The organism is Nostoc sp. (assembly GCF_036917095.1).
Lineage (GTDB): Bacteria > Cyanobacteriota > Cyanobacteriia > Cyanobacteriales > Nostocaceae > Nostoc.
On sequence record NZ_JBALFH010000032.1, the window covers coordinates 20124 to 46187 of the forward strand.

General features: G+C 39.8%; 22 protein-coding genes. 9 read left to right on the forward strand and 13 right to left on the reverse strand.

All coding sequences use genetic code 11. The features are described from left to right. The 7 genes from V7L01_RS16015 to V7L01_RS16045 form a co-directional block, all read right to left on the reverse strand. Entirely contained in the window at nucleotides 1-891 is an 891-nt protein-coding gene (locus V7L01_RS16015; RefSeq protein ID WP_335036324.1) for an Npun_R2821/Npun_R2822 family protein, read from the reverse strand. A gap of 3 nt (nucleotides 892-894) precedes the next feature. Then, a complete protein-coding gene (locus V7L01_RS16020; protein WP_335036326.1) occupies nucleotides 895-1875 on the reverse strand; it encodes an Npun_R2821/Npun_R2822 family protein in 981 nt (326 codons plus the stop codon). A 6-nt stretch (nucleotides 1876-1881) separates the two neighbouring features. Next, entirely contained in the window at nucleotides 1882-2838 is a 957-nt protein-coding gene (locus V7L01_RS16025; RefSeq protein WP_335036328.1) for a glycosyltransferase family 10 domain-containing protein, read from the reverse strand. A gap of 62 nt (nucleotides 2839-2900) precedes the next feature. Continuing rightward, complete coding sequence (locus tag V7L01_RS16030; protein ID WP_335036330.1) at nucleotides 2901-4112, reverse strand: glycosyltransferase; 1212 nt, start codon at nucleotides 4110-4112, stop codon at nucleotides 2901-2903. Between the two features lie 4 nt (nucleotides 4113-4116). Next, nucleotides 4117-6366 (reverse strand): ATP-binding cassette domain-containing protein, encoded by a 2250-nt coding sequence (locus tag V7L01_RS16035; protein ID WP_335036332.1) that lies wholly within the window; start codon nucleotides 6364-6366, stop codon nucleotides 4117-4119. A gap of 231 nt (nucleotides 6367-6597) precedes the next feature. After that, nucleotides 6598-7761, reverse strand: coding sequence for a glycosyltransferase family 4 protein (locus V7L01_RS16040; RefSeq protein ID WP_335036334.1), 1164 nt, complete (start codon nucleotides 7759-7761; stop codon nucleotides 6598-6600). 17 nt (nucleotides 7762-7778) lie between these two features. Continuing rightward, complete coding sequence (locus V7L01_RS16045) at nucleotides 7779-8621, reverse strand: hypothetical protein (RefSeq protein ID WP_335036336.1); 843 nt, start codon at nucleotides 8619-8621, stop codon at nucleotides 7779-7781. A gap of 408 nt (nucleotides 8622-9029) precedes the next feature. On the opposite strand from V7L01_RS16045, the gene gloB reads away from it, so the two are divergent. The 4 genes from gloB to V7L01_RS16065 all read left to right on the forward strand — a co-directional run bounded on the left by gloB (nucleotide 9030) and on the right by V7L01_RS16065 (nucleotide 13966). Then, entirely contained in the window at nucleotides 9030-9803 is a 774-nt protein-coding gene (gene gloB, locus V7L01_RS16050) for a hydroxyacylglutathione hydrolase (protein WP_335036338.1), read from the forward strand. Between the two features lie 190 nt (nucleotides 9804-9993). Beyond that, nucleotides 9994-10452: a 50S ribosomal protein L9 gene (gene rplI / locus V7L01_RS16055; RefSeq protein WP_322674026.1), complete on the forward strand. Its 459-nt coding sequence runs from the start codon at nucleotides 9994-9996 to the stop codon at nucleotides 10450-10452. Between the two features lie 138 nt (nucleotides 10453-10590). Then, nucleotides 10591-13422 carry a replicative DNA helicase gene (gene dnaB, locus V7L01_RS16060; protein ID WP_335036340.1) on the forward strand — a complete coding sequence of 944 codons (2832 nt, stop codon included), beginning with the start codon at nucleotides 10591-10593 and terminating at the stop codon, nucleotides 13420-13422. Nucleotides 13423-13447: 25 nt separating this feature from the next. Beyond that, complete coding sequence (locus tag V7L01_RS16065) at nucleotides 13448-13966, forward strand: alpha-ketoglutarate-dependent dioxygenase AlkB (protein ID WP_335036342.1); 519 nt, start codon at nucleotides 13448-13450, stop codon at nucleotides 13964-13966. Nucleotides 13967-14129: 163 nt separating this feature from the next. Here V7L01_RS16065 and V7L01_RS16070 read toward each other — a convergent pair whose 3' ends face one another. From V7L01_RS16070 to V7L01_RS16080, 3 genes are all read right to left on the reverse strand, one after another. Beyond that, on the reverse strand, nucleotides 14130-14654 hold the full coding sequence (locus tag V7L01_RS16070; protein WP_335036343.1) for an FKBP-type peptidyl-prolyl cis-trans isomerase: 525 nt from the start codon (nucleotides 14652-14654) through the stop codon (nucleotides 14130-14132). Between the two features lie 78 nt (nucleotides 14655-14732). Then, nucleotides 14733-15056: a phasin family protein gene (locus V7L01_RS16075; protein ID WP_273769398.1), complete on the reverse strand. Its 324-nt coding sequence runs from the start codon at nucleotides 15054-15056 to the stop codon at nucleotides 14733-14735. A 437-nt stretch (nucleotides 15057-15493) separates the two neighbouring features. Continuing rightward, complete coding sequence (locus V7L01_RS16080) at nucleotides 15494-15904, reverse strand: 2TM domain-containing protein (protein ID WP_335036345.1); 411 nt, start codon at nucleotides 15902-15904, stop codon at nucleotides 15494-15496. Nucleotides 15905-16592: 688 nt separating this feature from the next. Between V7L01_RS16080 and V7L01_RS16085 the strand changes: the two genes are divergently transcribed. The 3 genes from V7L01_RS16085 to V7L01_RS16095 all read left to right on the forward strand — a co-directional run bounded on the left by V7L01_RS16085 (nucleotide 16593) and on the right by V7L01_RS16095 (nucleotide 18714). Beyond that, the gene (locus V7L01_RS16085; RefSeq protein WP_335036347.1) at nucleotides 16593-17060 is read left to right on the forward strand and encodes an FAD/NAD(P)-binding protein; all 468 of its coding nucleotides are present in this window, start codon (nucleotides 16593-16595) and stop codon (nucleotides 17058-17060) included. Beyond that, nucleotides 17035-17622 (forward strand): MBL fold metallo-hydrolase, encoded by a 588-nt coding sequence (locus V7L01_RS16090; RefSeq protein WP_335036349.1) that lies wholly within the window; start codon nucleotides 17035-17037, stop codon nucleotides 17620-17622. Before V7L01_RS16085 ends, V7L01_RS16090 begins: the two co-directional genes overlap by 26 nt. Nucleotides 17623-18312: 690 nt before the next feature. After that, the gene (locus V7L01_RS16095; protein WP_335036350.1) at nucleotides 18313-18714 is read left to right on the forward strand and encodes a fasciclin domain-containing protein; all 402 of its coding nucleotides are present in this window, start codon (nucleotides 18313-18315) and stop codon (nucleotides 18712-18714) included. Between the two features lie 267 nt (nucleotides 18715-18981). Here V7L01_RS16095 and sfsA read toward each other — a convergent pair whose 3' ends face one another. Further along, a complete protein-coding gene (gene sfsA / locus V7L01_RS16100; RefSeq protein ID WP_335036351.1) occupies nucleotides 18982-19707 on the reverse strand; it encodes a DNA/RNA nuclease SfsA in 726 nt (241 codons plus the stop codon). A gap of 367 nt (nucleotides 19708-20074) precedes the next feature. On the opposite strand from sfsA, the gene V7L01_RS16105 reads away from it, so the two are divergent. Together V7L01_RS16105 and V7L01_RS16110 are read left to right on the forward strand one after the other, a co-directional pair. Then, on the forward strand, nucleotides 20075-20743 hold the full coding sequence (locus V7L01_RS16105) for a 2OG-Fe dioxygenase family protein (RefSeq protein ID WP_335036352.1): 669 nt from the start codon (nucleotides 20075-20077) through the stop codon (nucleotides 20741-20743). A gap of 455 nt (nucleotides 20744-21198) precedes the next feature. Beyond that, nucleotides 21199-22467 carry a tetratricopeptide repeat protein gene (locus V7L01_RS16110; RefSeq protein WP_335036353.1) on the forward strand — a complete coding sequence of 423 codons (1269 nt, stop codon included), beginning with the start codon at nucleotides 21199-21201 and terminating at the stop codon, nucleotides 22465-22467. 120 nt (nucleotides 22468-22587) lie between these two features. On the opposite strand, the gene V7L01_RS16115 is transcribed toward V7L01_RS16110, so the two are convergent. After that, nucleotides 22588-23421 carry a DUF4114 domain-containing protein gene (locus V7L01_RS16115; protein WP_335036354.1) on the reverse strand — a complete coding sequence of 278 codons (834 nt, stop codon included), beginning with the start codon at nucleotides 23419-23421 and terminating at the stop codon, nucleotides 22588-22590. A 907-nt stretch (nucleotides 23422-24328) separates the two neighbouring features. Beyond that, the gene (locus tag V7L01_RS16120) at nucleotides 24329-25927 is read right to left on the reverse strand and encodes a B12-binding domain-containing radical SAM protein (RefSeq protein WP_335036356.1); all 1599 of its coding nucleotides are present in this window, start codon (nucleotides 25925-25927) and stop codon (nucleotides 24329-24331) included. Between the last annotated feature and the right edge of the window lie 137 nt (nucleotides 25928-26064).

The following is a 26064-nucleotide window of genomic DNA, read 5'->3' on the forward strand; positions in this document are numbered from 1 at the left end:
TTAAGTACGGGCAGTAACAAAGGGAAAGAAACGGCGAGTCAGTTTGGGGATGAAGGCGAATTTACCCTCATGGAGATAGCGATAGTGTTCCCACAATTGCCAATAGGGACTACCAGTTTTCATCCGCGTACCAGCCCAGTGGAGATATTTTAGTCGTTGTCCTCGATCATAAAGGGCGTAGTCTTGCTGTTGGAAATTTTGCGAACCCGCCCAACTACCAGGCCCTCCCCCAGGAATTTTGACGAGATTTCCACGTTTTGCAATTAGCTTGAGCACAAGATAATTTAAAATTGGTTGATCTGTAACTCCTTCAGAAAAATCAAAATATTCGCGATGTGCAGCACATTCCTGCAAAGCTTCATCCATTTGATGTTCGGTAATAATTCCTTTTCTCGAAGCCCAAAAGCCACTGTTGAAAACGTCTTGGAGTTGGGCTTCGGAAAAAATTTGCTGCTCTTTCACAAATGGGGAAAATATATTTCGCAGCTTGTCATTGGCGTGATGGTAATCACAACAGAAGAAATCGACTTCTGAAAGTTTGTCTAAATTGTCGGCGATTTTTTCAAAAACGACAATATCTGTATCAATATAAATAAACTCATCTAAAGGGCCAAACCACGCTACTAGTTTACGCATTTTGTTGGGTAAGGCGAGGAAATCTCTATCAAAAATTTCTCCGATGCGTTTGGTAAATTTCTCAATAAGTTCTAAATCTGGGAAAATTTGCACATTGTGTAAGATAGCAAGTTGCTCTGCTACCTTGTGATAATTTTCGTTAAAAGGTATGAGATAAATGGTTACTTCTGCGTCATAGTAACGAATGCTATTTAATAAAGCGATCGCATTATCGATAACCCGGTCATTGGCAACAATATAAATTCCCCGACTCATAAATTATCCTTGATTAATTAACTTAAATTTTCGCAAAGCTCTTGTAAATAAATTTGGCGTTGGAGCGTCATTATAATTTTTAGGAGGATTTTTAAAGACTGGACGCTTTTCTGGTTCGTGCAGGTAACGATAGTAGAGAAATAAATCTCGATAAGGAAACTCAATATTCTCTCCAGCACAGACTGCTTGATTGATATTAGGAGGAATCCCAATATAATGAAGGTAAGTTAGTCGATTACCTTTGTCATAAAGAAGATTTTCTCGCTCTTCAAAATGCTTAGATGTGGCAGAGCATCCGGTTTTTTGATTATCTGGCAATTGGCGAGCAAAGTTATAAATAGAAAGATTAGACCTCATTACCATATAGTTGATCAGTGGTTGTTCGCCAGCACCGTCATACAGAATTTCTGCTTCACCGTTTTGTAAATTCGATATCAGCCAATCTCTTTGTTCTGAGTTAAATATTCCCCGCTTTGCGCCATAAAAGCCCGAGCAAAATATTTCTGAATCAATACGTTTTTGGTCGAAAATTTCTAGTAATTTGGGCGAACTAACATTGTATATTTTACTAACATCTTTAAATTGGAAATCGTAGACAACAAAATCATAACTATCTAGCTTTTCAAACACTGTCGCTAAGGAGTTCATCACCAAGGTGTCTGCATCTAAATAGATAAACTTATCGAAGGGCCCATCAAAGGCACAAAAACGACGGTGAGCGCCATATAATCGGAATTTACTACGATCCAATCGTTCTGGTGCTGCTGAGAGCATAAATTGATCCCAGCGGTTGATTGATTCTCGATCGTCGTAAAGAAATACATTCGGGCGTTTCGCTATTTCCTCAGCAATCCGCTGTGTCCGATCGTCGAAAGGATAGATACAAACAGGAGTTTCCGGCCCCAAGATAACATCAATACTGTTGAGCAAAGCCACCAGTTGATCGAAAACATAATCATTGCCAAGGGTACAAATACCATTCATAATTTATCAGTGTCGATCGACAAAGTTTGATAACCAGTTAAGCAGGTTTAATTTGTGTAAGATGATTTGACGTGCTTCTGCGATCGCATCTTTGGCAGCATACCAAGCATCAGGTGTAGCTGTCACTTCTTGGATGTAGGCAATGCCTTTTTCATCTAAACTAGGTAATCGCAAAAAACTACCCGGTGGCAATAATTTATCAGCAGCCGGGCCACCATAATAAATTGGCAGACACCAGGCAAGTAAACTATCCCAAAGTTTCTCACTCACATACCAATTATTATCAGCATAATTTTCAATTGCTAGATTGTAATAGTATGGTGCCATGCCATACCATTTGTTACCTAGTTCTCCCGACTTTTTCGCCCATTCTGGTAAGTTACGCCCATACAAATCAAATTTCATCCCACTAGATTGTAGAGACTGCAAAAAATCTAACCGCTGGCGATGTTTAGCAGTACGGCTAATTCCTGAAGTAATCCAACTACATGGAGCAACCTTTTGGGAAGGTGGCATTTCATTTAAATCTTGAAATGAATTTGAGTGATACCAAATAGCAGGCATGTAGTCGGGAGTGGGAGCAAAATCATCGGGGCCAGAAATATAGCCGCAATACTGCTGGGCTTGTTGGTAATTATGATTAGTTATTTCGACAATTTCATCTAAAGGCGGTTCTCTTAGCAAATAAATAATCCGCTCTTTACTCACGCCACGCAGTAAAGAATCAACATTTACTGCTGATTTTTGCTGCCGGTTGCGAAAATTATCTAACCAAGATTTTTGTGGCGATGCTTGGGGAAAATCAAATTGATACATCAGTAGAAAATCTGGTTTGGCTTCTAGTGCCTGCATTTGCATATTGCCCCAAACTCCAAATTGATTCGGGCTTTGTTGCCATAGCCAATCGGCTCTGGTTTCTAAACCTCGATAGCTGCTAATCATTCCTACAGTTTTAATAGTCATTTTATTTATTAGTCAGTTATTATTTGCCATGAGTTATTTTCCCTAATTTCGCTCATTTTTCCTTACACAATCAGTTGGGGAAGCAGAGATTCATCAACATAACTAAGGATTTTTGCCGCTCGATTTTCCCAAGAAAACTGTTTAACAAATTCGATACTATCTGGGTAACCTTCTATCTTTCTGGGATGAGTTTCTAAAACTCGCTTCAGACTTTCGGCAAATTGGCTGGGGTTATCTGGCTCACACCAAGCAGTAATGGACTTAGTACCTTGAAACTCAACTAATGAAGGAATTACCGTCGAGACAATGGGAGTTCCAGAGGCGAAGTAGTCAAACAGCTTTAAGGGAGATGTGAAAGTTGCCGCTTTTCCCGAACAATGAGGGTGAGCTAAAACATCGGCTGCTTGTAGCAAAGATGCTAACTCATTATGCAAGACATAGCCCAAAAATTTAATATTATGAATCTGTTTTTCTTTTACCAATTGTTGATAATATTCGACTTCTGTTGGCTTACCGCCTGCACAGGCAAATTGCACATTAGGCATTTCATTAGCCACATCAATTAGTACATCAATACCTTTAAATTGCTGTAACGCTCCCGCATAAACTACCAATTTTTGGCTTTCGTCTCGCAATAGTTTTTGACGCCATTCTGCCGCTTTTTCTGGTTGTCTCTGCATAAATAAGCGATTAAAACCATTGTGCAGACTAATTACTTTTTCCGGTGGCATCCCATTTTTAATCATACTTTCGCGGATCGTGTCTACAACGGTGACAGCAATTTGCAACAGCGGATTTGTGACAATTTCTGGCTCAAATGGCTTGTCTTCGTGGTGATGGTGTTCGTAAATTGCCGGAACGCCATTTTTGATCGCAGCTTTGACAAAATTCCAATTGCGGCTGTGGACAAGTTTAGTCGTTGGAAGGATGTGAAATGGGAAATAATATTTGCTAGCAATGGTGTTAGAGTCAGTAAATTTGCTCCGAAAATGGTCAATTGGCCAAGGCATCGGTAAGGGAGCAACTTTTAATTTGTCATGGAGGTTGTAATATTTAACTAGTTCCGTTGGTGTTTGTCTCGGTTGAAAAGGACGAGCTAGATTAACTGGATTAATCGCTTTTGCTCCTTTGTCAGGGTATACCAAAACTGTTGAGTATCCCAAGTTAGCGGCGGCATTAGCTGCATTTGTAGACTGTACTAGGTGAGCTTCTGGCTGCGGCAACTTTTCACCAATGAAAAAAATGTAGTGTTTTTTTAAAGTAGGATTTTTCATAATTTTAAACATTAATACTATTCTCAAACTTGCCTAAATCATCGAGCAAATATATAGCAGATTCATAACTTTCAGTAATTAATCCATTTTGTTCTTCTGTGGTGTATGTCAAATTATCAGCTAGAGAGCGGAGAGAGCTAAGGATGAGATTCAGAGAACTCCGAAACTCAACGGAGATTTGATTAAAAATTTGATAATGATTACTGATAACATTTTGATTTTGGTCAGAAATTGAGAGCATTTGCCCGCTGATTTGCAAGTTAATCACATCCCCAAAAACATCAATGGTGTTGAGAATTCTCAAGGCTGATTTATAAGAGTCTTCAATTAATTCATGCCGTTCTTCAGAATCGTCCACTAAATCATCAAGTAATAAGCGTAGGAATCCAATCATCGAGTTCATCTGCGTCCGAATTTCGTGAGAGATGCGGAGCAAACTTTGATTGTGTTTGGCAGCAGTTTCAGGACGTTCTGCAAATTGCATTGAGTACAAACGTGAGTAGTAACCACCCTTTTGTAAAAGTTCTTCATGGGTTCCCACTTCTACCACTTGTCCTTGCTCTAACACAGCTATTTGATTGGCTTTTTGGACTGTGGAAAGGCGGTGAGCAATTACTAGGGTGGTACGATCGCGACTCAAATCATCGAGTGCAGCTTGGACTAAACGTTCGGAAACGGTATCTAAAGCGCTGGTGGCTTCATCTAAAATCAAAATTTCGGGATTTTGGAGAAGGGCGCGGGCGATCGCTAATCTTTGCCTTTGTCCACCAGATAACATCACGCCGCGATCGCCAATCAAGGTGTCAAATCCCTGAGGCAATTTGCTAATAAACTCATAGGCATTTGCCCGCTTGGCTGCGATGAAAATTTCATCCTTAGTAGCCTCTGTTCGCCCATAGGCAATGTTATTCCCCACCGAGTCATTAAAAAGAAAGGTATCTTGACTAACGATTCCCATCCGCTTTCGCAGGGATACAAGATCGAAATCCCGCAAATCAGTGCCATCAATGGTAATACTGCCAGCGATCGGGTCGTAGAATCTAGGTAAAAGGTCTGCCAATGTGGATTTACCAGCACCAGAACCGCCTACCAATGCTAAGGTTGTGCCACGCGGTAAATATAAACTCACATCTTTGAGTACCAACTTTTCATGACCAGGGTAGGCAAAGCAAAGAGAATTAAAAGATACTCCCTCATCTAATTTTGTGTAGGGAAGCTTACCTTTGCCCATGAATGGCTTATCGTGCAAGCTTAAAAACTCATTGGTTACATCCACACTGGCGGCAGTACTGGCAAAGTTGCTGCGAATAGTATTTAGCTGAGAAATTAATGGCAGCACTCGCAGCAGCACTAATAAATATGTCAAAAGTACGGTAGAAAGAGAAGAAACCTGGTTAGCAAAGAAGGTTTTGCTCAAAATAACAATTAGCAGTAAAGCTGTAATACCCATCACCTCACTCAGAGGTGTAATCGCTTCCGAATTAACCTGAGATTGGAAATCTGCTAACTCGCGATCGCGAATTAATTTTTTAATCCGTTGATATTCTTTTTCTTCATTTCCCGTTGCCTTTACCAGCCTAATTCCGTTCAGGGTTTCCAGTACAGAGATTGAGTATGCTTTAGACATCTCACTAAGCTGCTTACCAAAATTTTTAGACCGGGAAATGGCATACTGATTGACTAACGTCACCAACGACAGCAAAAGCGTAGCAGCAATTGTCAACTGCCAAGAAATTGACAGCAATAAACCAACAAAAACTAAAATTGTGATTCCCACAATAACTATCTTGACTGTACTACCTATAGCACTTGCAGCCCGACCAATTTCTCCACCAAGACGGTTGATTAAATCACCAACCTTCGTCTTGGCATAATAATCTATATCAATTTCTAGTAATAGTTTTAACCCGGTTTCGCGCATATCTGATGTCAGCTTTCGGGTTAAAGAACTCGATGTTAAGGAGCTGGCATAAGTAGCTAAGTTTTTTAAAAGAATTGTGAATATAATCGCCCCAGCCATTACCCCTATCCGGTAAGGTTCAGGGGTATTGTCAAAGGGAGTTATCAATCTTTTTAAGATGGGAGGAGCAGTAGTTAAGTCTACTTCTTGTCCCACAATTTTTAAAACTACTGGCACAATTAAAGCTGTGCTAATCCCATTAAATAAAGCTCCAGAAAATCCTAACAATATTGTTAGGATAATCAAACCTGGATAGGGTTTAGCGAATCTTAGTAGTAGTTTTCTGGTAGACATTGGGTATTTTTAGACCACGTTCACTTATTAATATAATTCACAAATTACTTGTTAAATTAGCCGATCGCAAAATAATTCAAACTTAGTAATCTTCAGATATCAACTCCGTTAAAACACAGTTACCTTTACAACACCAGTTTTTAAATATTTTGCTAGATAAAATAGAAGAACCGATTTGGCAGAATGAGGAAATGAAAATTTCTTTTTCAATGCCCCATACCCAATCAAGATTCATAATCGAGCAATTACCGACTTGAGCACAGAAGCCATAGCCCCTATACTATAGTGTTCCACACATCTTTCTCTTGCCTTCATCCCTTGCTGGTTTGCTGACTCTAAATTTTGAAAAATAAATTGAATTTTTTCAGCAATCTGTTCGGGACAAGCAGGCTCGACTAAATAACCAGTATCACCTAAAATTTTAGGAATATCTCCAACGCGCGTTGATAATACAGGTTTAGCCATTGCCATTCCATCTGTCAACTTCAGGGGAAATTGAGCGCGAGTTTCTGGGGTATCTCGCTGGGGAACGACTACAATGTGAGCCGCTGCTACCAAATCAGGCATAACATCAGCTGGATACTTTGGTAATTTGATAATCCAGCGTCCCCATTTTTGTTGAAGTTGGCGATCGTAATCATCATAAGGACTGCCACCTACAATCACTAGTCTTAAGTCCGGCTGATTAATTTTATCGAGCGCTATAAGAACATCTTCTAGACCTTTATACGGTCTTGGCGCACCAGGAAACATTAAAATCCGATATTCAGATAAACCATAACGATTTCTGCTGGACTCAGCATCATATAAAGCGGGATCGAATAAAGAAGTATCTTTACCATTGGGAACAAATGTACCGCCAAAACGCTGCTGCAAAAATTTAGTATGCACTGTCACAGCATCAGCCTGACTAACCAAACCTTCCATCCATTTGACGTACAAAGGATGATAAGGATTCCTGAGTGCGCCGTCTGGTTTCAACAATTCTCTAGCTAATTGTTTAGGTGTGGGATGATAATGCCAGTCATCGCCACCGTACCAACTCAGTTCCCAATCATCTATGTCTAAAATTAAGGGTTTTTGGCTAAATATTTTCTTTAGTAGGCCAACTCCAAAACTCGCTATTTGTGGTTTTATAGCATAAATTATATCTCCATTAATTTTTGGTAAAATTTTGTGCATTTCTCCAAAAAACTCTGGGAAGTTTTTACCTGGTAAATTATAAACGTTTAACTCTGATGGTAAATTTCGATATAAGTTATTTCCAAATAAAAACCCCATAATTTCAACTTCATATTCTAAATTAGTGAGGGCTGTTGCTATCAAGTATGCACGCAAAATAGCTGCACTTGATAAATCTGAAACCAACAGCGATATTTTGGAAAAGTTTTTCACTATTTTTATACTTATTTTTATTTAGTACGCCAAGGATTTGTAACTTGATTCGGTAAAAATACTTTAGCAAATCTGTCAAAAATCCTTGTATATAAAGAACGACTAATGTTTTTAGCATATTGAGGTCGATAAGGATAGGTACAATGAAGAACTTTAATTTGATCCTGAATATTGTAAGCATCCTGCCACTTACTGAGATAATTATAGGTGGGTGGTAAAATTTTCATGTGAGGGCGTACAGATGCGATCGCAGATGCAAAAGCCCCTTGGTCTTTTAAAAGTAATTTATCTTGGTTGTTTTTGACAATCTCAAAATAACGTTGAAATTCGTCAAAAAATACCTTATTAACTTCTGCTTTCTTAAAAGCAATCAAACCGCTATTATATTGCACACTATCTGCTTGTAAAGGGAACCCGATAGATTGCAGTATTGGCAAAACATTTGGCAAAAGGTCTTCTTGCTTTCCACGCAATAAATTTGTGGCTTTAACAATAGAAGGTTGCACATCTTCAGTTAATAGCAAATCGTATTCATCCAAATACTCAAATACGTCGTTGAGGTCGGAAAGTAAGCAAATGTCTGAATCTAAGTAAATCGTTTTATCAAATTCAGAGGCTGCATATAGAGCTAGTTTTGCTTGGCGTGATGCTAAAACAGTATTTTTATTTGCAGGAGCCTGCTTTAAAATTACATTTTTGAAAGCCTTCAGAAAAGGATAAAGGACTGTTGGAACTTGGTCAATTAAAATAATTATTGGCTCTTGATGAAACTTTCTAATTGCCGCCAAAAAATGAATACAATCTTGAAAAGGGTAAAGTCCAGTTAAAATTGTAATAAATCCTCTAGTTTCGGTTGACATAAATCAAATGAACAATTGTTGTTTGCTTTGAAAATTAGATATGTATTTATTTTAAGTAAATCTTACTCTAGTTTTAGTTATAGCCAAATCTGATAGAGTAGAGATAAGCAAAATATGAACTTAACGATTGATTATTTTTAATACAAAAAATAATAAAATAAATCTAACTTTCTATTTGTAGCTATTCCCAGAGAAATTACACTGATAAATTCATATAAAATTGACTTATCTTAAGTATAATTACCGTGTTAACACGGTTGTATAATATCATAGTTAATATTCCACTATAGTTATAATGAACTAAAGTATAAATACTTGATATAACTTGTGGAGGTAGCACTATTATTCGTTGGAATGTAGGAGCGCTACTCAATAGCAAACATTTATGTTGTAAGGGAGGCAGAGGTAATGCAGGTAATCCGTCTGGAAGCACTCTCAGACAACTACATATTCTTGTTACACGATCGCAAACAAAATATCGCCGCTGTTGTCGATCCAGCAGAGTCTCAACCAGTATTAAAGAAACTGGCAGAATTAAAAGCTGAGTTGGTAGCAATTTTCAACACGCACCACCATAACGATCATGTGGGTGGTAATAAGCAATTAATCGAACAATTCCCCCAACTGATAGTTTACGGAGGAGCCGAGGATCGTGGTAGAATCCCAGGACAGCAGGTCTTTTTGCAACAAGGCGATCGCGTCGAGTTTGCAGACCGCATAGCTGAAGTTATCTTCGTTCCCGGACATACCCGCGCTCACATCGTTTACTACTTTCCCCCCGAAAAAGCTGGTGAGACGGGCGATTTATTTTGCGGCGATACTCTATTTTCTGGCGGTTGCGGTCGCTTGTTTGAAGGAACACCGACCCAAATGGTGGACTCTTTAAGCAAACTGCGCTCTCTACCCGATGATACACGCATCTGGTGTGCCCACGAATACACCTTAAAAAATCTGCAATTTGCCCTAACTGTGGATGGCGACAACGCCGATTTAGAAAGGCGCTTCAATGAAGTGAAGGCTTACCGTAGTCGAGGAGAAGCTACCATCCCCTCGCTGTTGGGAGTGGAGAAGCGAACCAATCCCTTTTTACGTTGGGATCAGCCATCATTACAATCAACCGTTAAGAGTAGCGATGCAGTGCAAACCTTTGCGCGGATACGGGAAATGAGAAATAACTTTTAGGGATTGGGGATTGGGCATTCCCCAATCTCCATCAATTTTCTATCGCTAATAGTTGCGATCGCACCCTTCCTTTCGCTACGATCTGTAAGCTTTAGGGTATAGGCAAAGAAGCTTGGAATACAGCATTGACATTGTGAGCTATCTTACCCAAACCCAAATTAATCAGATTTTACAGGAAAAACGGAAAACGATGGCGAAACGCGTGCAGTTAGTTTTAAATCAGGATATCAGCAAGCTGGGAAAATCTGGCGACTTAGTGGAAGTAGCTCCTGGCTACGCTCGTAATTATCTGATTCCCCAGAAATTGGCAACCAATGCCACTCCTGGTATTCTCAAGCAAGTAGAACGCCGTCGCGAGCAAGAGCGTCAACGGCAATTAGAACTCAGACAACAAGCTCTTGAGCAAAAAGAATCTTTAGAAAAAGTTGGCAGCTTGACAATTGCCAAGCAAGTTGGTGAAAACGAAGCGATTTTCGGTACTATCACCACCCAGGATGTTGTAGATGCGATTAAGGCTGCCACCGGTCAAGAAATCGATCGGCGTGGTATTACCATCCCCGATATTAACCACCTTGGTACTTATCAAGCCGAAATCAAGCTGCATTCTGAAGTAGCGGCGCAAGTCGATATTCAAGTAGTCGCTAGCTAGGAGACAGTAGGGGGAGCAGAGGAAGCAGGGGAAGTAGGGGGAAACAACTCCTAGCTCTTGTACAGACGCGATTAATCGCGTCTCCCTTGTACAGACGCGATTAATCGCGTCTCTAGCAAATCAAAACTAAAATCGTTTATGGCTGAAGAACTGAGTTTTCAAGGCGATGGTAGCGATCGCCTCCCACCACAAAATATCGAGGCGGAAGAAGCGATTTTGGGTGGTATTTTACTAGATCCAGAAGCGATTAGTCGAGTTAGCGATCGCCTCCTTCCCGAAGCTTTTTACATTAGCGCTCACAAAGATATTTATCAAGCAGCTGTGAGGCTCCACGCCCAAGGTAAACCCACAGATTTACTCTCAGTCACAAGTTGGCTGACTGACAATGAGATCCTTACCCGCATTGGTGGCAGAAATAAATTAGCAACTCTGGTAGACCGCACAGTGTCAGCTGTGAACATCGACGCCTTAGCAGGGTTAGTGATGGAAAAATACCTGCGGCGACAGTTAATTAAAGCTGGCAATGAAATTGTCCATTTGGGTTATGAGACAGAAACAGAGTTACCAATTGTTTTAGATCGGGCAGAACAGAAGGTATTCGGAGTTACTCAAGAGCGTCCCCAATCGGGTTTAGTTCACATTTCTGATACTCTAATTAATAATTTCCAGGATATTGAAGATAGAAATCAAGGCATCGCTTTACCTGGTATTCCCTGTGGATTTTACGATTTAGATGCGATGACCAGCGGCTTTCAGCGTTCTGATTTGATTATTGTCGCAGGCCGCCCATCAATGGGAAAATGCCTCAGCCATGATTCAGAAATAGTTTTGGCAGATGGAACAATTACCACAATTGAAGAATTATATAAACAACGTCATGGCTCATTATTGACGCTAAACAACGACTGGAAATTTACCTTTACTCAACCCTGTGCATTTGTAGATGATGGTATCAAACCAGTTTTTCGGGTAACAACTCGCTTAGGTAGGTCTATTGAAACTACAATCACTCACCCATATTTGACTATTAAAGGCTGGCAAAAATTAGAAAATCTGACAGTTGGCGATCGGATTGCTGTTCCGCGAACAATAAATGTATTTGGTACAGAAACTATTCGTGAGTGCGAAGTAAAGTTATTAGCATATTTAATTGGCGATGGTGGCTTAACTAACAGCACTCCACGATTTACAAATAGTAATCCGTTATTGCAAGCAGAATTTTCCCAAGCAATTGCTGATTTTGTTGGTTTAAAAATTCGCTGGCAAGATTCTCAAGGTAGGCGCACACCATCACTTTGTGTACGTGGAGATTTAGAATTTATTGCTATTCAAAGACAGCTTTTTGCTGAAAGTTTTAAACTAAAGATTCAATCGCAGTCATTGACAGGAAAAAAAATAAGTCAATTAGTTGGAGTCAGCCCTACTTTACTTTGCGCTTGGAAGCAAGGAGAGTGTGTACCAAATTTAGAAACGTTTGATCTATTATGCGAGATTTTACAATTAGAGTCAGAAGAATTTGGAACTCATGGATTTGCTTGCATGAGCAAATATCGAAAAAATTCGTTAACACTTTGGTTACAAGAATTAGGTTTGTGGGGCAAAGATGCTCATTATAAAACTATCCCAAACATCGTTTTTAAATTAGAGCGATCGCAAATAGCCTTATTCCTTAATCGTCTGTTTGCTACTGATGGATGGGCTGCACTACTTGCTAGCGGTCAATCACAGTTAGGCTATGGAACAGTCAGCGAGAAACTAGCAAGGCAAATTCAACATCTTTTATTAAGATTTGGCATTATTGCATCACTAAAAAAACGGTCTGTCAAGTATAAAAACACCCGCAGACCAGCGTGGCAATTAGATATTACTGATGCCTTATCTATCAAAACTTTTATCACAGAAATAGGTATCTTCAGTAAAGAAGAAGCAATAGAAAAAGTTGCAGCAGCAATATCTCAAAAAAGATATCAAACTAATCGTGACTTGATACCTGTAGAGATTTGGGAACAAATAGCAGTAGCAAAAGGCAATGAAACTTGGAGTAGTTTAGCCAGACGCGCAGGTATTCAAGGCTATACAAATATGCATGTTGGTAAACGTGCTTTCAGGCGGGAAAGACTTTGGATACTAGCTACAGCTTTAGAGAATTTGCCACTTCAGCAGTTAGCAACCAGCGATGTATATTGGGATGAAATTATTTCTATTGAGTTTGTGGGTAATAAGCAAGTTTATGACTTAACAATTCCAGAAACACACAATTTTGTTGCTAATGATATCTGTGTACACAATACAGCATTTTGCTTAAACCTTGCTCATAATATCGCCGCTTCTTATAAATTACCAGTTGCTTTTTTCAGCTTGGAAATGTCAAAAGAGCAACTGACGCAACGTTTATTAGCTAGTGAAGCGCAAATTGAAAGTAGTTATCTGCGGACTGGACGCCTCAGCCAAACACAGTGGGAACCTTTAAGCCGTGCTATTGGTATTCTCTCGGAGATGCCAATTTATATTGATGATACGCCGAATATTACAGTTACACAAATGCGTAGTCAGGCAAGAAGACTGCAAGCGGAAGTTGGAACTGAATTAGGATTAATTGTAATAGATTACTTGCAATTGATGGAAGGAGCAGGTGATAATCGCGTACAAGAATTGTCAAAAATCACGCGTCAACTCAAAGGTTTAGCGCGGGAATTATCTGTACCAGTTATTGCCTTATCTCAGTTAAGCCGAGGGGTGGAAGCACGTACTAACAAGCGTCCAATGTTATCTGATTTGAGAGAATCGGGTTCGATTGAACAGGACGCGGATTTAGTAATAATGTTGTACCGCGATGAATATTACTCTCCCGATACTCCCGATCGCGGCATTGCAGAAGTGATTATAGCTAAACATCGCAACGGGCCTACAGGTACTGCGAAACTTTTGTTTAATCCACAGTTTACAAAGTTTCAAAATTTAAAAATTTAGCGAGTTCAAATAATTTATTTGAGCAATGAATGAGCCTGATTTACTCATTAACGATCTATTTTTGCCGAATAGTCATTTTCTATTTGATAGTCTTATATCCATAATTAACTGGGATGAGCGTATACGGGCACGAAAAACCGCTAGTTTTGGTTCACCATATAACTACTCAAACATTTATTACAACTCATGCCCGATGCTGAATGAGTTAATTCCTATTATCGATCGGCTTGAAAAACACTTTGGGTTTCGACCAAACAACTGTTTAGTAAATTATTACACAAATGGTAACTCAACAATGGGATTTCACTCCGACTCAATTGATGAACTCATGGATGATACTGGTATCTCTATTATTTCGTTAGGGGCTGAAAGAATAATTACATTTCAAAATAAACAAGACAAAAGCATTGAACATAGTTACTTACTCAAAAGTGGTTCTCTACTTTTTATGCCTCAGAAGACGCAGAAATATTGGAAGCATGGAATTCTCAAGCAACCAGAAACATCCGGGCGTATTAGTCTGACATTTAGATTGTTGGTATAGTCGCGGCAGTCCGCTCTAAATTACAGATATTTTATCTGATGTTTTATAGCTGTACTTTTGTCCCATCTGTGTTTTGAAATACCTAATTTATTTGATAAGGCATTGGGAACAGAGAGAATAGAAACTTCTTTTAATAATTCCCCCAGTCCCCAATCCCCAGCCCTTATTTAACTCCCAGCAATTCCACATCAAACAGCAGAGTGGCGTTAGGCGGAATCACACCACCAGCACCACGAGAGCCATAACCTAACTCTGGGGGGATGATTAACTTACGACGACCGCCTACTTTCATTGTGCTAAGTCCTTCGTCCCAACCTTTGATTACTTGCCCAACGCCAATTTTAAAGCTGAAGGGTTGGCCGCGATCGCGCGAACTATCAAACTTAGTACCATTTTCTAGAGTGCCGATATAGTGAACTTCAACCGTTTGTCCAGATTGAGGAGTCGCCCCAGTCCCCTCTTTTAACTCGACATACTTTAATCCAGACGGGGTAGTAACGGCATTAGCATCATCAGACATAGTATTGCTCGCAATTAGAGTATTATTTTCAGTTAAAGCTGTGGGCGCTAGCGGCGTTTGGGTTAACTCGGCAGCAATGGCAGTATTCTGTTTACTGCCTACTTGCCCCACAATCAACAGCACAACACACACCAGCATGAACGCCACGCTGAGGAAAATTGGTTTCAAAATCAGTTCTCCTTACTTAGGTATCCTGGCAAAAACATTACCAACAGGACACAATTAGTTTAAATCAGAAAGGACATCTTAACGCCAAAGCTTATTTTCCAAATCACGCAGTTGACGCTCTAAACGGTCAATTCTACCCCGTAATTCGTCCACTTCCGACTGGCGAGCCACCCCCAAATCCTGCATCATGTTTCGCATTTGCCGTTGCATTTGGACATCGAAGTTTCCCTGTTCCGACTTTAACTGCTGGGCAATATCATCTATTACCGCCTTAGCTTGCTCAGGATTGAGCTTACCGTCTTTAACTAAATCATCGCTGACTTGCCGCAGTTTTTCTGCTACTAAAGACGTTGTGCCAAGACCCACCATCATTAGCTGTTGCAACCAGTTATTGTTGTCCATACTCCCTTCCTCTTACTTATTTCAAACCAGCCGACCCTTGCTCCTGAGTGTAGGCAATCAAACTATGCTAAAAGCGTAGTTATTCTAGCCTACAGCTCTATTTTGGCAAATTAAGAAACACAGGGTTCAAAGGAACTAGTTATAAAACTCCTCAAGTTTAAGGTTGCCTCGGATTTATCCGTGGGGTGAGTTCAGAGGATAAATCCTCATTATCCGTTGGACAAATCTGGAGCATAAGCAGTGGTAATCCTTATCCCAAGCAGATTTCAGGCTATTAAAGACAAATTCATCCAAGTACTGGGAGAATCCTATTCAATAGTGGAGTCAGCAAAGTATTAAGTACGGAAATTTCGCCATTTGTGGGTGAAAGATTACTCTCAACTCGTAGGGCTGCATAGCTGTGCGTTGGTGTTTCCATTTTTCCAACTAGGGAGAAGTTAAATTTGTGCCCGCCATTTCTGAAAGGCTATCTCGTAATCCTCTGATTTAGTCTGAAAAACGCTCCACCAATGAAAAAATAATCCTAACCCCCATCCTAATACTGGGAAGATAGCCCAAAAATAACTAGGACTAGTTATTAAATTTAAGAGTATAAGGAATAAATTCACGGCTAAGAAGGAAACAAAATGTTTCCAAAAGCCTTTGCGTCGAAAACTATTAAATTTGTGTCGCAAACGTTCCTCTTCTTGTTGAGCTAACCAGTTTTGTACAGTTGTTTCCAAGATATTAGAAGAAATGCCTAACTCAGATGCCATTTCTAGAAGTTGTTCTCGTGAAAATTCACCTTCCTGTTTACGAGTTAGTGCTATTTGAAGGATTTTTTGCACATCTTCTGAATCGTAAGTCATTTTAATTACCTTATAAGTTTGTGTGTAAATGCGCTTTTGATTTCACGAAGTTTTCGATCGGCTTCGTTCAATTCAGTTAGCGAACGTCTCCACATTTTGCACCCAATACTTAGTGACATTCACAACCGTATTATTTTCTCACAATCGATTTATGGCTACTGTATTTGTCAATACCTCTATATTGCTTTGAGAGGTTATTTATAAAGTAAAAATAAAATTACCGTAGGGTGTGTTATGCGGATATCTCGATCTAATTTGTCACGAAGAACACGATCGAAGCGCTTAATGCACTGCCAGATAACATGCTGCGTTAGTTCCAAGCCGTAACCCACCCTACTTCATATTTACTTTATAAATAGTCTCTTTTGAGATTAAGTCAAACATTATTTGGAATTTGACTGTTAATATTGTCAGAAAATATTGACAATCCTAGAAGTAAAATTATCGCTTTTGAAGGCTTTTTTGATATTAATCAAAAACCACGGTATTTGCATCGGATTTGGATGCAATAGATACATAAATTTTAGATAAATAGTTCCAAAACCTTTCCTCATCTAGATTTTAGTTTGTGTAATCTAACGATCCCCACTCTCTCAATTTGAGAAATTGGGTACTCAAGTGTAATTCCCACTTATTCATGTGCCTATGTGGTTTTTTGAGCCAATTCATGCATCTCACAATTTCAAACATGCATAAGTTTCAGTTTATCGGCCGTAAATTGATGAGTAGAAAGCAGCAAGTGCAACTGACAAGTCCTATGAACAACAGCATTTTTAACCTAACCGTTTCTCCAGTTGCGATCGCTATTATTGGTGGTGGCTTTAGCGGTTCTCTGGTTGCAGCCAATCTTTTACGCAACGCAACCATGCCATTGTCCATCAAGTTGATTGAACGTAATTCGGAAGTGGGTAGAGGGGTTGCTTACGGGACTCCAGTGGACTGTCACTTGCTGAATGTGCCGGCGGGTAAGATGAGCGCATTTGCTGATGAACCAAATCACTTCCTCAACTGGCTGCACGAAAATGGGCACGAACAGGTAACTCCATCTACCTTCGTTCCGCGTCGGGTGTATGGGGACTATGTGCAGGCGACTTTAAAAGCAAGCAGCGCAGGCAAATGCAGCAGCCAATGTGCAGCTAGAAAAGATTGTGGATGAAGCGATCGCCATCGAGACTAAACCTCACAACACAATAGTGTACCTGAGCAGCGGTCAATGTTTGCATGTGCAAAAGGCGGTGTTAGCGTTGGGCAATTTCCCAGCAATTCTGCCTGCACCGCTAGCTGTTTTAGACAACCGTTATGTGAAAGATGCTTGGTCTGCTGATGCGATCGCTACTCCTGGCCACACTGACAGCCACATGGCATACTTAGTCAACGACACTCACTTATTAACTGGAGATGCCCTGTTCATCGGAGGTTGCGGTCGTACCGACTTCCAAAGCGGCGATGCTGGATCGCTGTATGATGCCGTTACTCAGAAGCTATTCACATTACCGGATGATACTTTGGTATATCCCGGTCACGACTACCAAGGGCAGACAGTATCCACCATTGGCGAAGAAAAGCACTGGAATCCCCGGTTTGCAGGTCGCAGCCGCAACCAGTTCATCGAACTAATGAAGAATCTCAACTTACCTCAACCGAAAAAGATGCTGGAAGCTGTGCCTGCAAATCAAAATTGTGGCAGAGTTTTAGTTGCATGGGACTATCAAATTTGAACTTTATTGAGCTATGGAAAGGGTAAGGCGATGTCTACGACGAGCCTAAAATATTCTCAATAAGTAAGCATTAAATGCGATTATTTTGGACTTTATTGAGATTGAGGTCTTGTTATTGACAACATGCGCTTACCCTGATTTCTCCTCCTGCCTCCTCTGGCTGCCTTAAAAGATAAATTTTCTTAACTGAACCGTATTGTGCGATCGGCCGTTGATTATTTCCAAGTAGGATTACACAAACAATAAGTGAAATGTGTCTGATAATGAGATAATATCAAGTAAATACCCTTATACCAATATTTTTGGTTAAAATTCCTGGCAAAAGGCTAGGGCAAAGGAATAAGAATACAGAATAAGCTCTAAATTGCTTATTTAGCAAGGATAATAATAAACTTTTCAGGTAACTCCTAAATAGCGAAAACTCTTCTTATACCATTTTTATTGGTATAAAATGCTGTGTTGATACTAGCTAACAGCGATGCCTGCGGCGGTAAACTACGCATCCAGGAGGTTGCTTGTAACTCATCCGCGCAAACAATGTATATATAATTTCCCACTTGTATAAAAATTATAGACAATCATTTATGGTATCAATAATAAATTTTATTTGGCATACGCCTAACGATAGATAGATTTTATTAAACAAATAGTTTAGATTTGTAACAAGTTACACAGAACTAGGTAAAGCACATGGCCAACATCATTGACACTGCTACTAATAATGGTTCTTTCAAGACACTAGTTGCAGCAATCCAAGCAGCTGGTCTAGTAGATACACTGAAAGGTGAAGGTCCATTTACCGTCTTCGCACCTACTGATGAAGCGTTTAATAAGCTTCCAGCAGGTACAGTAGACGCATTACTTCAAGATATTCCTAAGCTCAAGAAAATCTTGACCTATCATGTTGTCTCAGGCAAGGTATTGGCTGCTGACGTTGTTAAGCTGAAGACAGCTAAAACAGTTGAAGGTTCAGATGTAAAGATTGATGCTTCTAATGGCGTCAAAATCAATGATGCAACCGTTGCAGCCGCAGATGTTGCTGCTGATAACGGTGTCATCCACGTGATTGACACAGTTTTGATTCCTGCATAAGCAAACGTTAGAATAGCCCAGCTATCTATAGTCGTTTCTTAATTACAGCCTGGTTGGATGTTTTTTAATAAACACCAATTACCAATAAATCCATCTAGATAATGTCTAGATGGATTTATTGTTTTATGCGTTTAGAGACGTTGCATTGCAACATCTTTAATGTTTAATTAGGTGTAAGCTAATCGGCATTTAAGTTGCATGAAGGCAGGGCTGAAGCCCTTACTACAAGCGAATCATTCTGGAAAAATGAATGACGATTAGGTGTAATCAAATTTTTAGTTTCGCCAAACCCAAATAACGAATACCTTCGGGGGAAATGTCAAAACGGCAAGGTAAGACTTCTAAACCGAGAGCGATCGCATCCCGCAATAATTTACCATATACAGGATCTGTGCGATCGCCAGGGGAAAACTCGATACAATCACCGCGATTGATAAAGTAAAGCATCACCGCACGAGTTAGAGGAAGTAGTGCCATTAATTCTCGCAAATGCTTTTGTCCTCTTGTAGTCTCCGTGTCAGGAAATAGGGCTAATCTCCCTTCAGACAAAGTTGTATTTTTCACTTCTAAATAAATCGGGCGTTCCTCATCACTCCCCGTCAAGAAAAAATCCACTCGACTTTTTTTATCTAGTCCATAAACCACCTCGCCCTTGATTTGGCTATAGCCGCCCAATTCTGGGAAAAGATGTTTCGCCAAAGCTAGCTTTACCACCCGATTGGGCAAAAAAGTATTTATGCCTACCCAAGTCGGTTCGTTGTCATGTACCTGAATTAGTTCTAAAGTGTAAGCCAATTTGCGGTTAAGATTATCACTTTTGGAAAGCTGTACCGCACTTTGGGGAGTTGATACTCCAGTCATTGGCCCTGTATTGGGACAATGTGCTGTCACTATTTCGCCGGAAGTAAGTTGAACGTCAGCAAAAAACCGCTTGTAACGCTTGAGTAAAATACCGGGATACAAAGGTGGGTAACGGTAAAGCCAATCTATCATTATAAAACCTTGTTGCTGCTAGTAAATATACGTTGATTCCTTCTCTAGCAAACCCCCGTCAGCAAATCTTTTCAGCAGCTACTCCGCCATCTGACAGAAATTGAGTAACTTCACATCAGTAGGTAGGCACGATAAAACCGATATATGTTTAGTTTTCTAAAAACGGTGAAATAAGGAATTTGTAAGGTATCTGCTAAGTTTACATTTCGTTATATACTTGGGTTTTTTTTGCACCTTTATATCATGAAGTGTCAAATTTTGTAGTCAAATTGACAACATGTTAATATTAATTAGCATATACTAAGTGTTATAAGCCTCCCATAAAGATAAATCTGGGAGAATTTCAAAGTGCAAGGAGGTAAATCCTATGCAAAAACTGTGGGCATCAACGGAATTAGAATATGCTTTTCTGTTTACTCTAAGAAAGGTAAATTCGATAAATCTAGAAGATTTAAAGCCATTTTTTAGTAATATGCCTATTGACCCTTATATCAAAGGCAACTATCGTTCGAGAAGATTATCTCGGTTCACAGTTTCTGGAAATGAGTTAATCAAATTACCTCATGGCTACTTCTTTCAAAGTAAGGAGTATAATCCATTAGTGGGCGACGTAAAAAGAGAGTTTGCAGAATTAGATGATGCACTCATAAAACTTGATAATTTTAGAAAACTTGTCTTAGCATTTAGCGATTCTTGTAAACTTCATCCCGAAGCTGAAATCGGAGTTCATCAAATTAGAATTAATTGTTCGCCAGATAATTGGGGTAATCCAGCACCTGAAGGTATCCATCAAGATGGGACTGATTTTATTGGTGTTTTTTCAGTAGATAGAGATAATATTCAAGGTGGAGAAACACATCTCTATACTGCCAAAAGAGAAAAACCTGTATTTAGCAAAATTCTAAATCCGGGGGAACTATTATTGGTCAATGACCATGAGTTTTTCCATTTCGCCAATCCTATAAAACCACAAACTGACGCTCAAGGAAGTTGGGATATTTTTGTACTGACTTCTCCTAGCTTACTTTCAGGATAATTCTAGTTAACTGTAGATGTTTTACAATCTACGAAATATGGGGAATTGAATGTAGTCATTTCCCCAGTTTTTTTATTTTTAATTAGATGTAACCGTACTATTAAAAAAATAGCGCTGCTGATTAAACTCAGCAGTTTACTTATTTTTTCCTGATATTGTAGAGATTGAATTAATATATCTATTCTGATAGTTATAATTTATTCTCATTTAAGAGTAATCAAAGTTTAAGCGTAGATTTGTAGTAAATCTAACTCCAAAATCTGGACGCGTACAATATTCCATTGGGTAAATTCCATTTATAACAGCTTAGGATGGTGTGTTCGTTTTTATTCACTGAAAATACGAAATGAAACAAGGCCACGCTGAATACTTAGAATATTAAGGGTAAGTGCATAGGTTAGGCTACAAAGTAAACCTGCTGGAATTCAGCTAACTCAATCAACCAAATAAATGCCATGAATGACGAATTCTACAATAGAGGATTGGAAAAGGCTAGGCGAAAAGACTACGCTGGAGCAATTGAGGAATTTAACCATGCTTTAGAACTGACACCTTACTTTACTGAAGCTTACTTGCAACGCGGTTTGGCATATTATGACTCAGGTGCAATCCTTAATGCTGTTTCTGATTATACCGAAGCCCTGAAGCTTAATCCTGAGAGTGTAGAGGCATATTATTGTCGTGGATTGGCTAGGGTGGCGCTGAAAAATTTGCCGGGGGCGCTCGAGGATGTAGAACGCGCTATTCGGCTCAATCTCAATTATGCTGCTGCTTATAATCTGCGGGGGATGGTGCGGCGCAAACAGGGTTCTATTCAAGATGCGATCGCTAACTTTAAAAAAGCTGCTGGGTTATATCTAGAGCAACAGGATAAAGAGAATTGTCGTCTTTGTCTGGAACGAATTAAACAGCTACAATCCCCAGAAAAACCTGCGGTTGGAGAATCGCGTTCCCTAAATGTGCCAATTTTATCCACAAATGATTATTTCACGCAATTATTAGAAAAGGCTGAAAAGGGAGATACGCAAGAGGCACTCGCCGATTTAAATTGGATATTAAAAGCCGATCCGCAAGATGCCCAAGCTTACTGCTGTCGTGGGGTTGTGCGTTGTAAAATGGGGAATTATCGAGAAGCGATCGCAGATTTTAATCAAGCATTGCGATTAAATTTTCAAGATGCCATCGTCTATCGCAACCGAGGTAAAGCGCGTTCTATATTGGGCGATCGTCAAGGTGCGATCGCGGATCTTAACCAAGCACTCCAGATGCAACCTGAAGATCCCTTAGTTTATATTGCCAGAGGTAATGCCTATCGGGCAATGGGCAATTATCTTGGTGCAATTCAAGATTACACCCAAGCATTGCAAATCAATCCTAATGATCCTCAAGCTTACTACAATCGCGGCATTACCCATACTTGTTTAGAAGAAATGCAAAACGCCGTAGAAGATTATCAACAGGCGGCGAAAATCTTTTGCGAACAAGAAGACTGGGGAAATTATCAACAAGTTTTAAGTAGCCTAGAAAAAATCCAAAAATTTAGTCCAGAGTCAAAAAAGCAAAAATATAACCTCCTACGTCAGCGAGTTTTGCGAATGGTTGGGGGATATTGGGAAATTGCCGAACGATTGATTCAGCAAAAACGAGATTACTATCCTGGGATGTCAGACGAGTGGTATTTGGAAAAAGTAATTGAAGATTTAGAGCGCGATCGCGGTAGATAAAATATAAATGCCACTATATACGGAAATTCACCCGTATAAATGTACGGGTGAAAATGCGATCGATCGCTTTTTATTTTCTAATGAAAGTAAAAGCACCTTATATTAACAACATTTCAAAGTTTAGTTAGAAGTGCGAGTTTGACGGCGACGACGCAATCCAAACATACTAACTGCTCCTATAGCAAACATTGACAGAGTAACAGACGGTTCAGGAACGGTAGCACCAATTAACTCTCTAACATTTGCCTCGCCGATATCAAGAACGACGACAACATCATTAAAGTCACGATCGGAACTTTCGTTCCACTTACTGGTTGCGGAATCTATACCTGAAGCGTGTAAATCACCGTATAAATCCTCGAATGCTAGTAGGATGTAGTTATTGTAAGCATAAGCAACTGTGTGCTGTAGTCCGTCAGCATTAGAGGCAGTGTCAGTACCAAAGATATTGGCAGAGTTACCACGGTTCAAACCATCGGCTCTCAACCAGAAGTCGAGTTGAGTACCTGCGGTAATATTACCAAGTTTGGCACCATCACCCAGTTTGAGTGCATTACCACCCCAGCCACCAACACAGCCATCTCCTTCACAAGAAATATCATTGAAAAGCAGTCCAGACTTGTTAGTAGTTCCTGTGGCATCGAAGGCTAACTGGTTTCTATAAGCTGCGCCCTCATTGATAAAGTAAACAGAGACATCATGGTCGTATTTTAGGTTTAATTTAGTGGGGTCTAATTTAAATTGTCCGCTGTTTGGGAGGGCAACGCTTTCCGCTTGAACAAATTGTTGAAAAGGAGTATCGTTAAAACCAGTTTGAGACTTATTATATACCGTTGGTTGAGTCCAGGAACTATCCCAATTAAAATCAGCAGCAGATGCAGTTTCTACTTTGGAGAATAATCCGGTTAAGGTAGCGGTAGCAGCAATTAAGGCAGTGAATAAAATAGGTTTCATATCAAAACTCATTAAGTAGGGAAAACAATTTAGACAGTAATGTATTGAGCAGTCTGTCTGTGTTGCTTCTTAACTTCTAACAGTTATGATTTGCCAAAGTCAATCTTTGTTTTGGCTTTTGTTTGTATATTTAAATAGCTCTTTATTTAACGTATTTATACGGAAAATTTGCCTTAACTGATAATTTGATGCACTGTTATTAACATTTAGAATTTAAACTTATATATGATGAAATTCTTATGAAATTTTTATACTTTATATTAAAACTAGATGTGCAATTTTGGTAGTTAAAGGTCAAAACCTCAACCCATATAGCTTGCATTGAGGAACGTAAATACGTACTGACTTTAGGTAAGGTAAACCACTATGCACAGCAGTTGCTACATGGGAAGCAAAGCAAAGCACTGCCTTATGTTAGGCATTACCAAATTTTCTAATTATCCTCTGCGTTAATTCCCAAATTCCGTAACCTTTGCGCTAGTCGTTGGGCGTGTTGTTGTTTCTGTTGCACTAATTCTTCTGGTGTAGGTCATCTTCGTCCTTCTTGGTCATACCAGTCTGTAGGTCAAATGCAACAAATAGAAGCTGCTAAATAATGAGTCGGTACGTTTTAAGAATTCCAGCCAAGCAAAACCTCAAAAAGATTAATCACTTTGGGTGCAAGAAAAGGTAATGCAGATTTCAGAAAAGTTGTGACGGAGGTTTTAAAACAGGGGAATTATCAACTTGAGATTAATACTTCGTTAATGAGTAAAGTAGGGGAGTTAATTTTTCAAATAACTGGGATTGGAAAAGCCAAATAGCTAATATTAAGTAAACATAAGTATTAATTTTGAAGAATAATTAGAAAAAATATGTGAGGGTAATAAGTAATTTATTTACTATTACCTATTACCCATTACCACCCTTAACTGACTACCGCTTCAGCTTTTTCCTCCGCTTTTTCCTTCACTAGCACATAAGGCTTTTCTGCACCTTGGGCGAGATATTCAGCTAGCTGACTTTCAATTTGATCGCGCACTATTTGGCGATACTCTAGAAAATGCTCGTTGTGGGCGCAAGCAGCGATGTAATGCTCAATAACTCCAGGGTTACGCTTGAGAATGCTGAACAAATGATGCCAGAATTTCCAGCGAGTTTCCCGTTTGATGCCTTGTCGCCAAATTACAATTAATAGCGCTTTCACAATCACCCACTCTGGCATTTTCGCTGGCGCTTTCCAACTCGGCAAACCCATCATCAAGAAGCAGCGATAGGTACGATCCAAGTACTGTACTGGGTCGTATAAAGTACAAAATGCTTCAATATATTCTCGTGCAAGTTCTTCCAGAGGACGGGTGGGCAGGAAGTTCATCAATGTTGTTTGGTTGATGTTGCCATCTTGGTTTTCCCGCAATCGTCCTTCTTTTTTCAAGCGATGCCAAAGCGCGGTATTTGGTAACGCTTGTAACATGGCAAAGGTTGTAGAGGGAATTGCTGCTTGTTCTGCAAACCGGACAATGCGATCGCCTGCACCTGCTTTTTCGCCATCAAAGCCGATAATAAACCCAGCCATTGGGCGCAATCCAGCTTTGATGATAGTTTCCACTGCCTCAGTTAGAGAACTGCGAGTATTTTGAAACTTTTTGGTCATTTGCAAACTATCCTCATCCGGTGTTTCAATTCCCAAAAACACCGCTGAGAAACCAGACTCAACCATCAACTCCAACATTTCTGCGTCTTGCGCCAAGTCAATTGAAGCTTCGGTGTCAAATCGGAAAGGATACTTGTGTTCTGCCATCCAGACTTTTAACTCTTTCAGCAACAATTTCACATTTCGCTTGTTGCCAATAAAGTTGTCATCCACCATGAATACACCCCGCCGCCAACCCAATTCATAGAGGCAATCTAACTCTGCTAACAGTTGTGCTGGGGTTTTGGTACGTGGTTTGCGCCCGTAGAGAACAATAATGTCACAAAATTCGCACTGGAAAGGACACCCGCGCGAAAACTGCACCGACATCATGTCATAGGCATCCAATTCTAATAAATCAAAGCGGGGTATTGGTGTGCTTGTGACATCGGGTTTTTCTGTGGCGCGGAAAGTGCCAGATGTGTCTCCCCTTTTGATTGCCTCAATAAACATAGGGAGAGTGATTTCCCCTTCATCCAGAATTAGAAAATCTGCGCCAACATTTTCAACTTCGTGAGGTACAGAGGTGGGGTAGGGGCCGCCAACTGCGACTAGCTTGCCACGTTTTTTTGCTTCCTGGATTTGCTCAAGTAAATCTTGTTTCTGGACAATCATCGCGGACAGGATTACCACATCTGCCCATGCCCATTCTGCTTCTGTTGCTGGGCGGATGTTGCGATCGACCAGTTTGAATTCCCATTCTTGGGGCAGAATCGCGGCTACTGTTACTAAACCCAGAGGTGGTAATAAAACCTTGCGATCGACTAACTCCAAGATTTTTTCATAAGACCAAAAGGTTTTGGGAAATATCGGATACACTAACAAGATTCGCATGTAGTATCAATCCTCACACTTTGATTGTTATCCCACTCTAACGAAAATAAAGAGTTATTGACTTTTTATTAAAGTTGTTCTATTTTAACATTTCGATTAATTTATACATACTTATGGCAACATTGCCTCATTTTTCT

Coding starts and splice junctions, on each gene's coding strand:
- rplI (WP_322674026.1), top strand. CDS start 9,994: ATGGCGAAACGCGTGCAGTTAGTTTTAAATCAGGATATCAGCAAGCTG.
- V7L01_RS16095 (WP_335036350.1), top strand. CDS start 18,313: ATGGCCAACATCATTGACACTGCTACTAATAATGGTTCTTTCAAGACA.
- V7L01_RS16075 (WP_273769398.1), bottom strand. CDS start 15,056: ATGGACAACAATAACTGGTTGCAACAGCTAATGATGGTGGGTCTTGGC.
- V7L01_RS16035 (WP_335036332.1), bottom strand. CDS start 6,366: ATGTCTACCAGAAAACTACTACTAAGATTCGCTAAACCCTATCCAGGT.
- V7L01_RS16025 (WP_335036328.1), bottom strand. CDS start 2,838: ATGACTATTAAAACTGTAGGAATGATTAGCAGCTATCGAGGTTTAGAA.
- V7L01_RS16120 (WP_335036356.1), bottom strand. CDS start 25,927: ATGCGAATCTTGTTAGTGTATCCGATATTTCCCAAAACCTTTTGGTCT.
- dnaB (WP_335036340.1), top strand. CDS start 10,591: ATGGCTGAAGAACTGAGTTTTCAAGGCGATGGTAGCGATCGCCTCCCA.
- sfsA (WP_335036351.1), bottom strand. CDS start 19,707: ATGATAGATTGGCTTTACCGTTACCCACCTTTGTATCCCGGTATTTTA.
- V7L01_RS16045 (WP_335036336.1), bottom strand. CDS start 8,621: ATGTCAACCGAAACTAGAGGATTTATTACAATTTTAACTGGACTTTAC.
- V7L01_RS16080 (WP_335036345.1), bottom strand. CDS start 15,904: ATGACTTACGATTCAGAAGATGTGCAAAAAATCCTTCAAATAGCACTA.
- V7L01_RS16015 (WP_335036324.1), bottom strand. CDS start 891: ATGAGTCGGGGAATTTATATTGTTGCCAATGACCGGGTTATCGATAAT.
- V7L01_RS16115 (WP_335036354.1), bottom strand. CDS start 23,421: ATGAAACCTATTTTATTCACTGCCTTAATTGCTGCTACCGCTACCTTA.
- V7L01_RS16105 (WP_335036352.1), top strand. CDS start 20,075: ATGCAAAAACTGTGGGCATCAACGGAATTAGAATATGCTTTTCTGTTT.
- V7L01_RS16065 (WP_335036342.1), top strand. CDS start 13,448: ATGAATGAGCCTGATTTACTCATTAACGATCTATTTTTGCCGAATAGT.
- V7L01_RS16030 (WP_335036330.1), bottom strand. CDS start 4,112: ATGAAAAATCCTACTTTAAAAAAACACTACATTTTTTTCATTGGTGAA.
- gloB (WP_335036338.1), top strand. CDS start 9,030: ATGCAGGTAATCCGTCTGGAAGCACTCTCAGACAACTACATATTCTTG.
- V7L01_RS16020 (WP_335036326.1), bottom strand. CDS start 1,875: ATGAATGGTATTTGTACCCTTGGCAATGATTATGTTTTCGATCAACTG.
- V7L01_RS16085 (WP_335036347.1), top strand. CDS start 16,593: ATGCATAAGTTTCAGTTTATCGGCCGTAAATTGATGAGTAGAAAGCAG.
- V7L01_RS16110 (WP_335036353.1), top strand. CDS start 21,199: ATGAATGACGAATTCTACAATAGAGGATTGGAAAAGGCTAGGCGAAAA.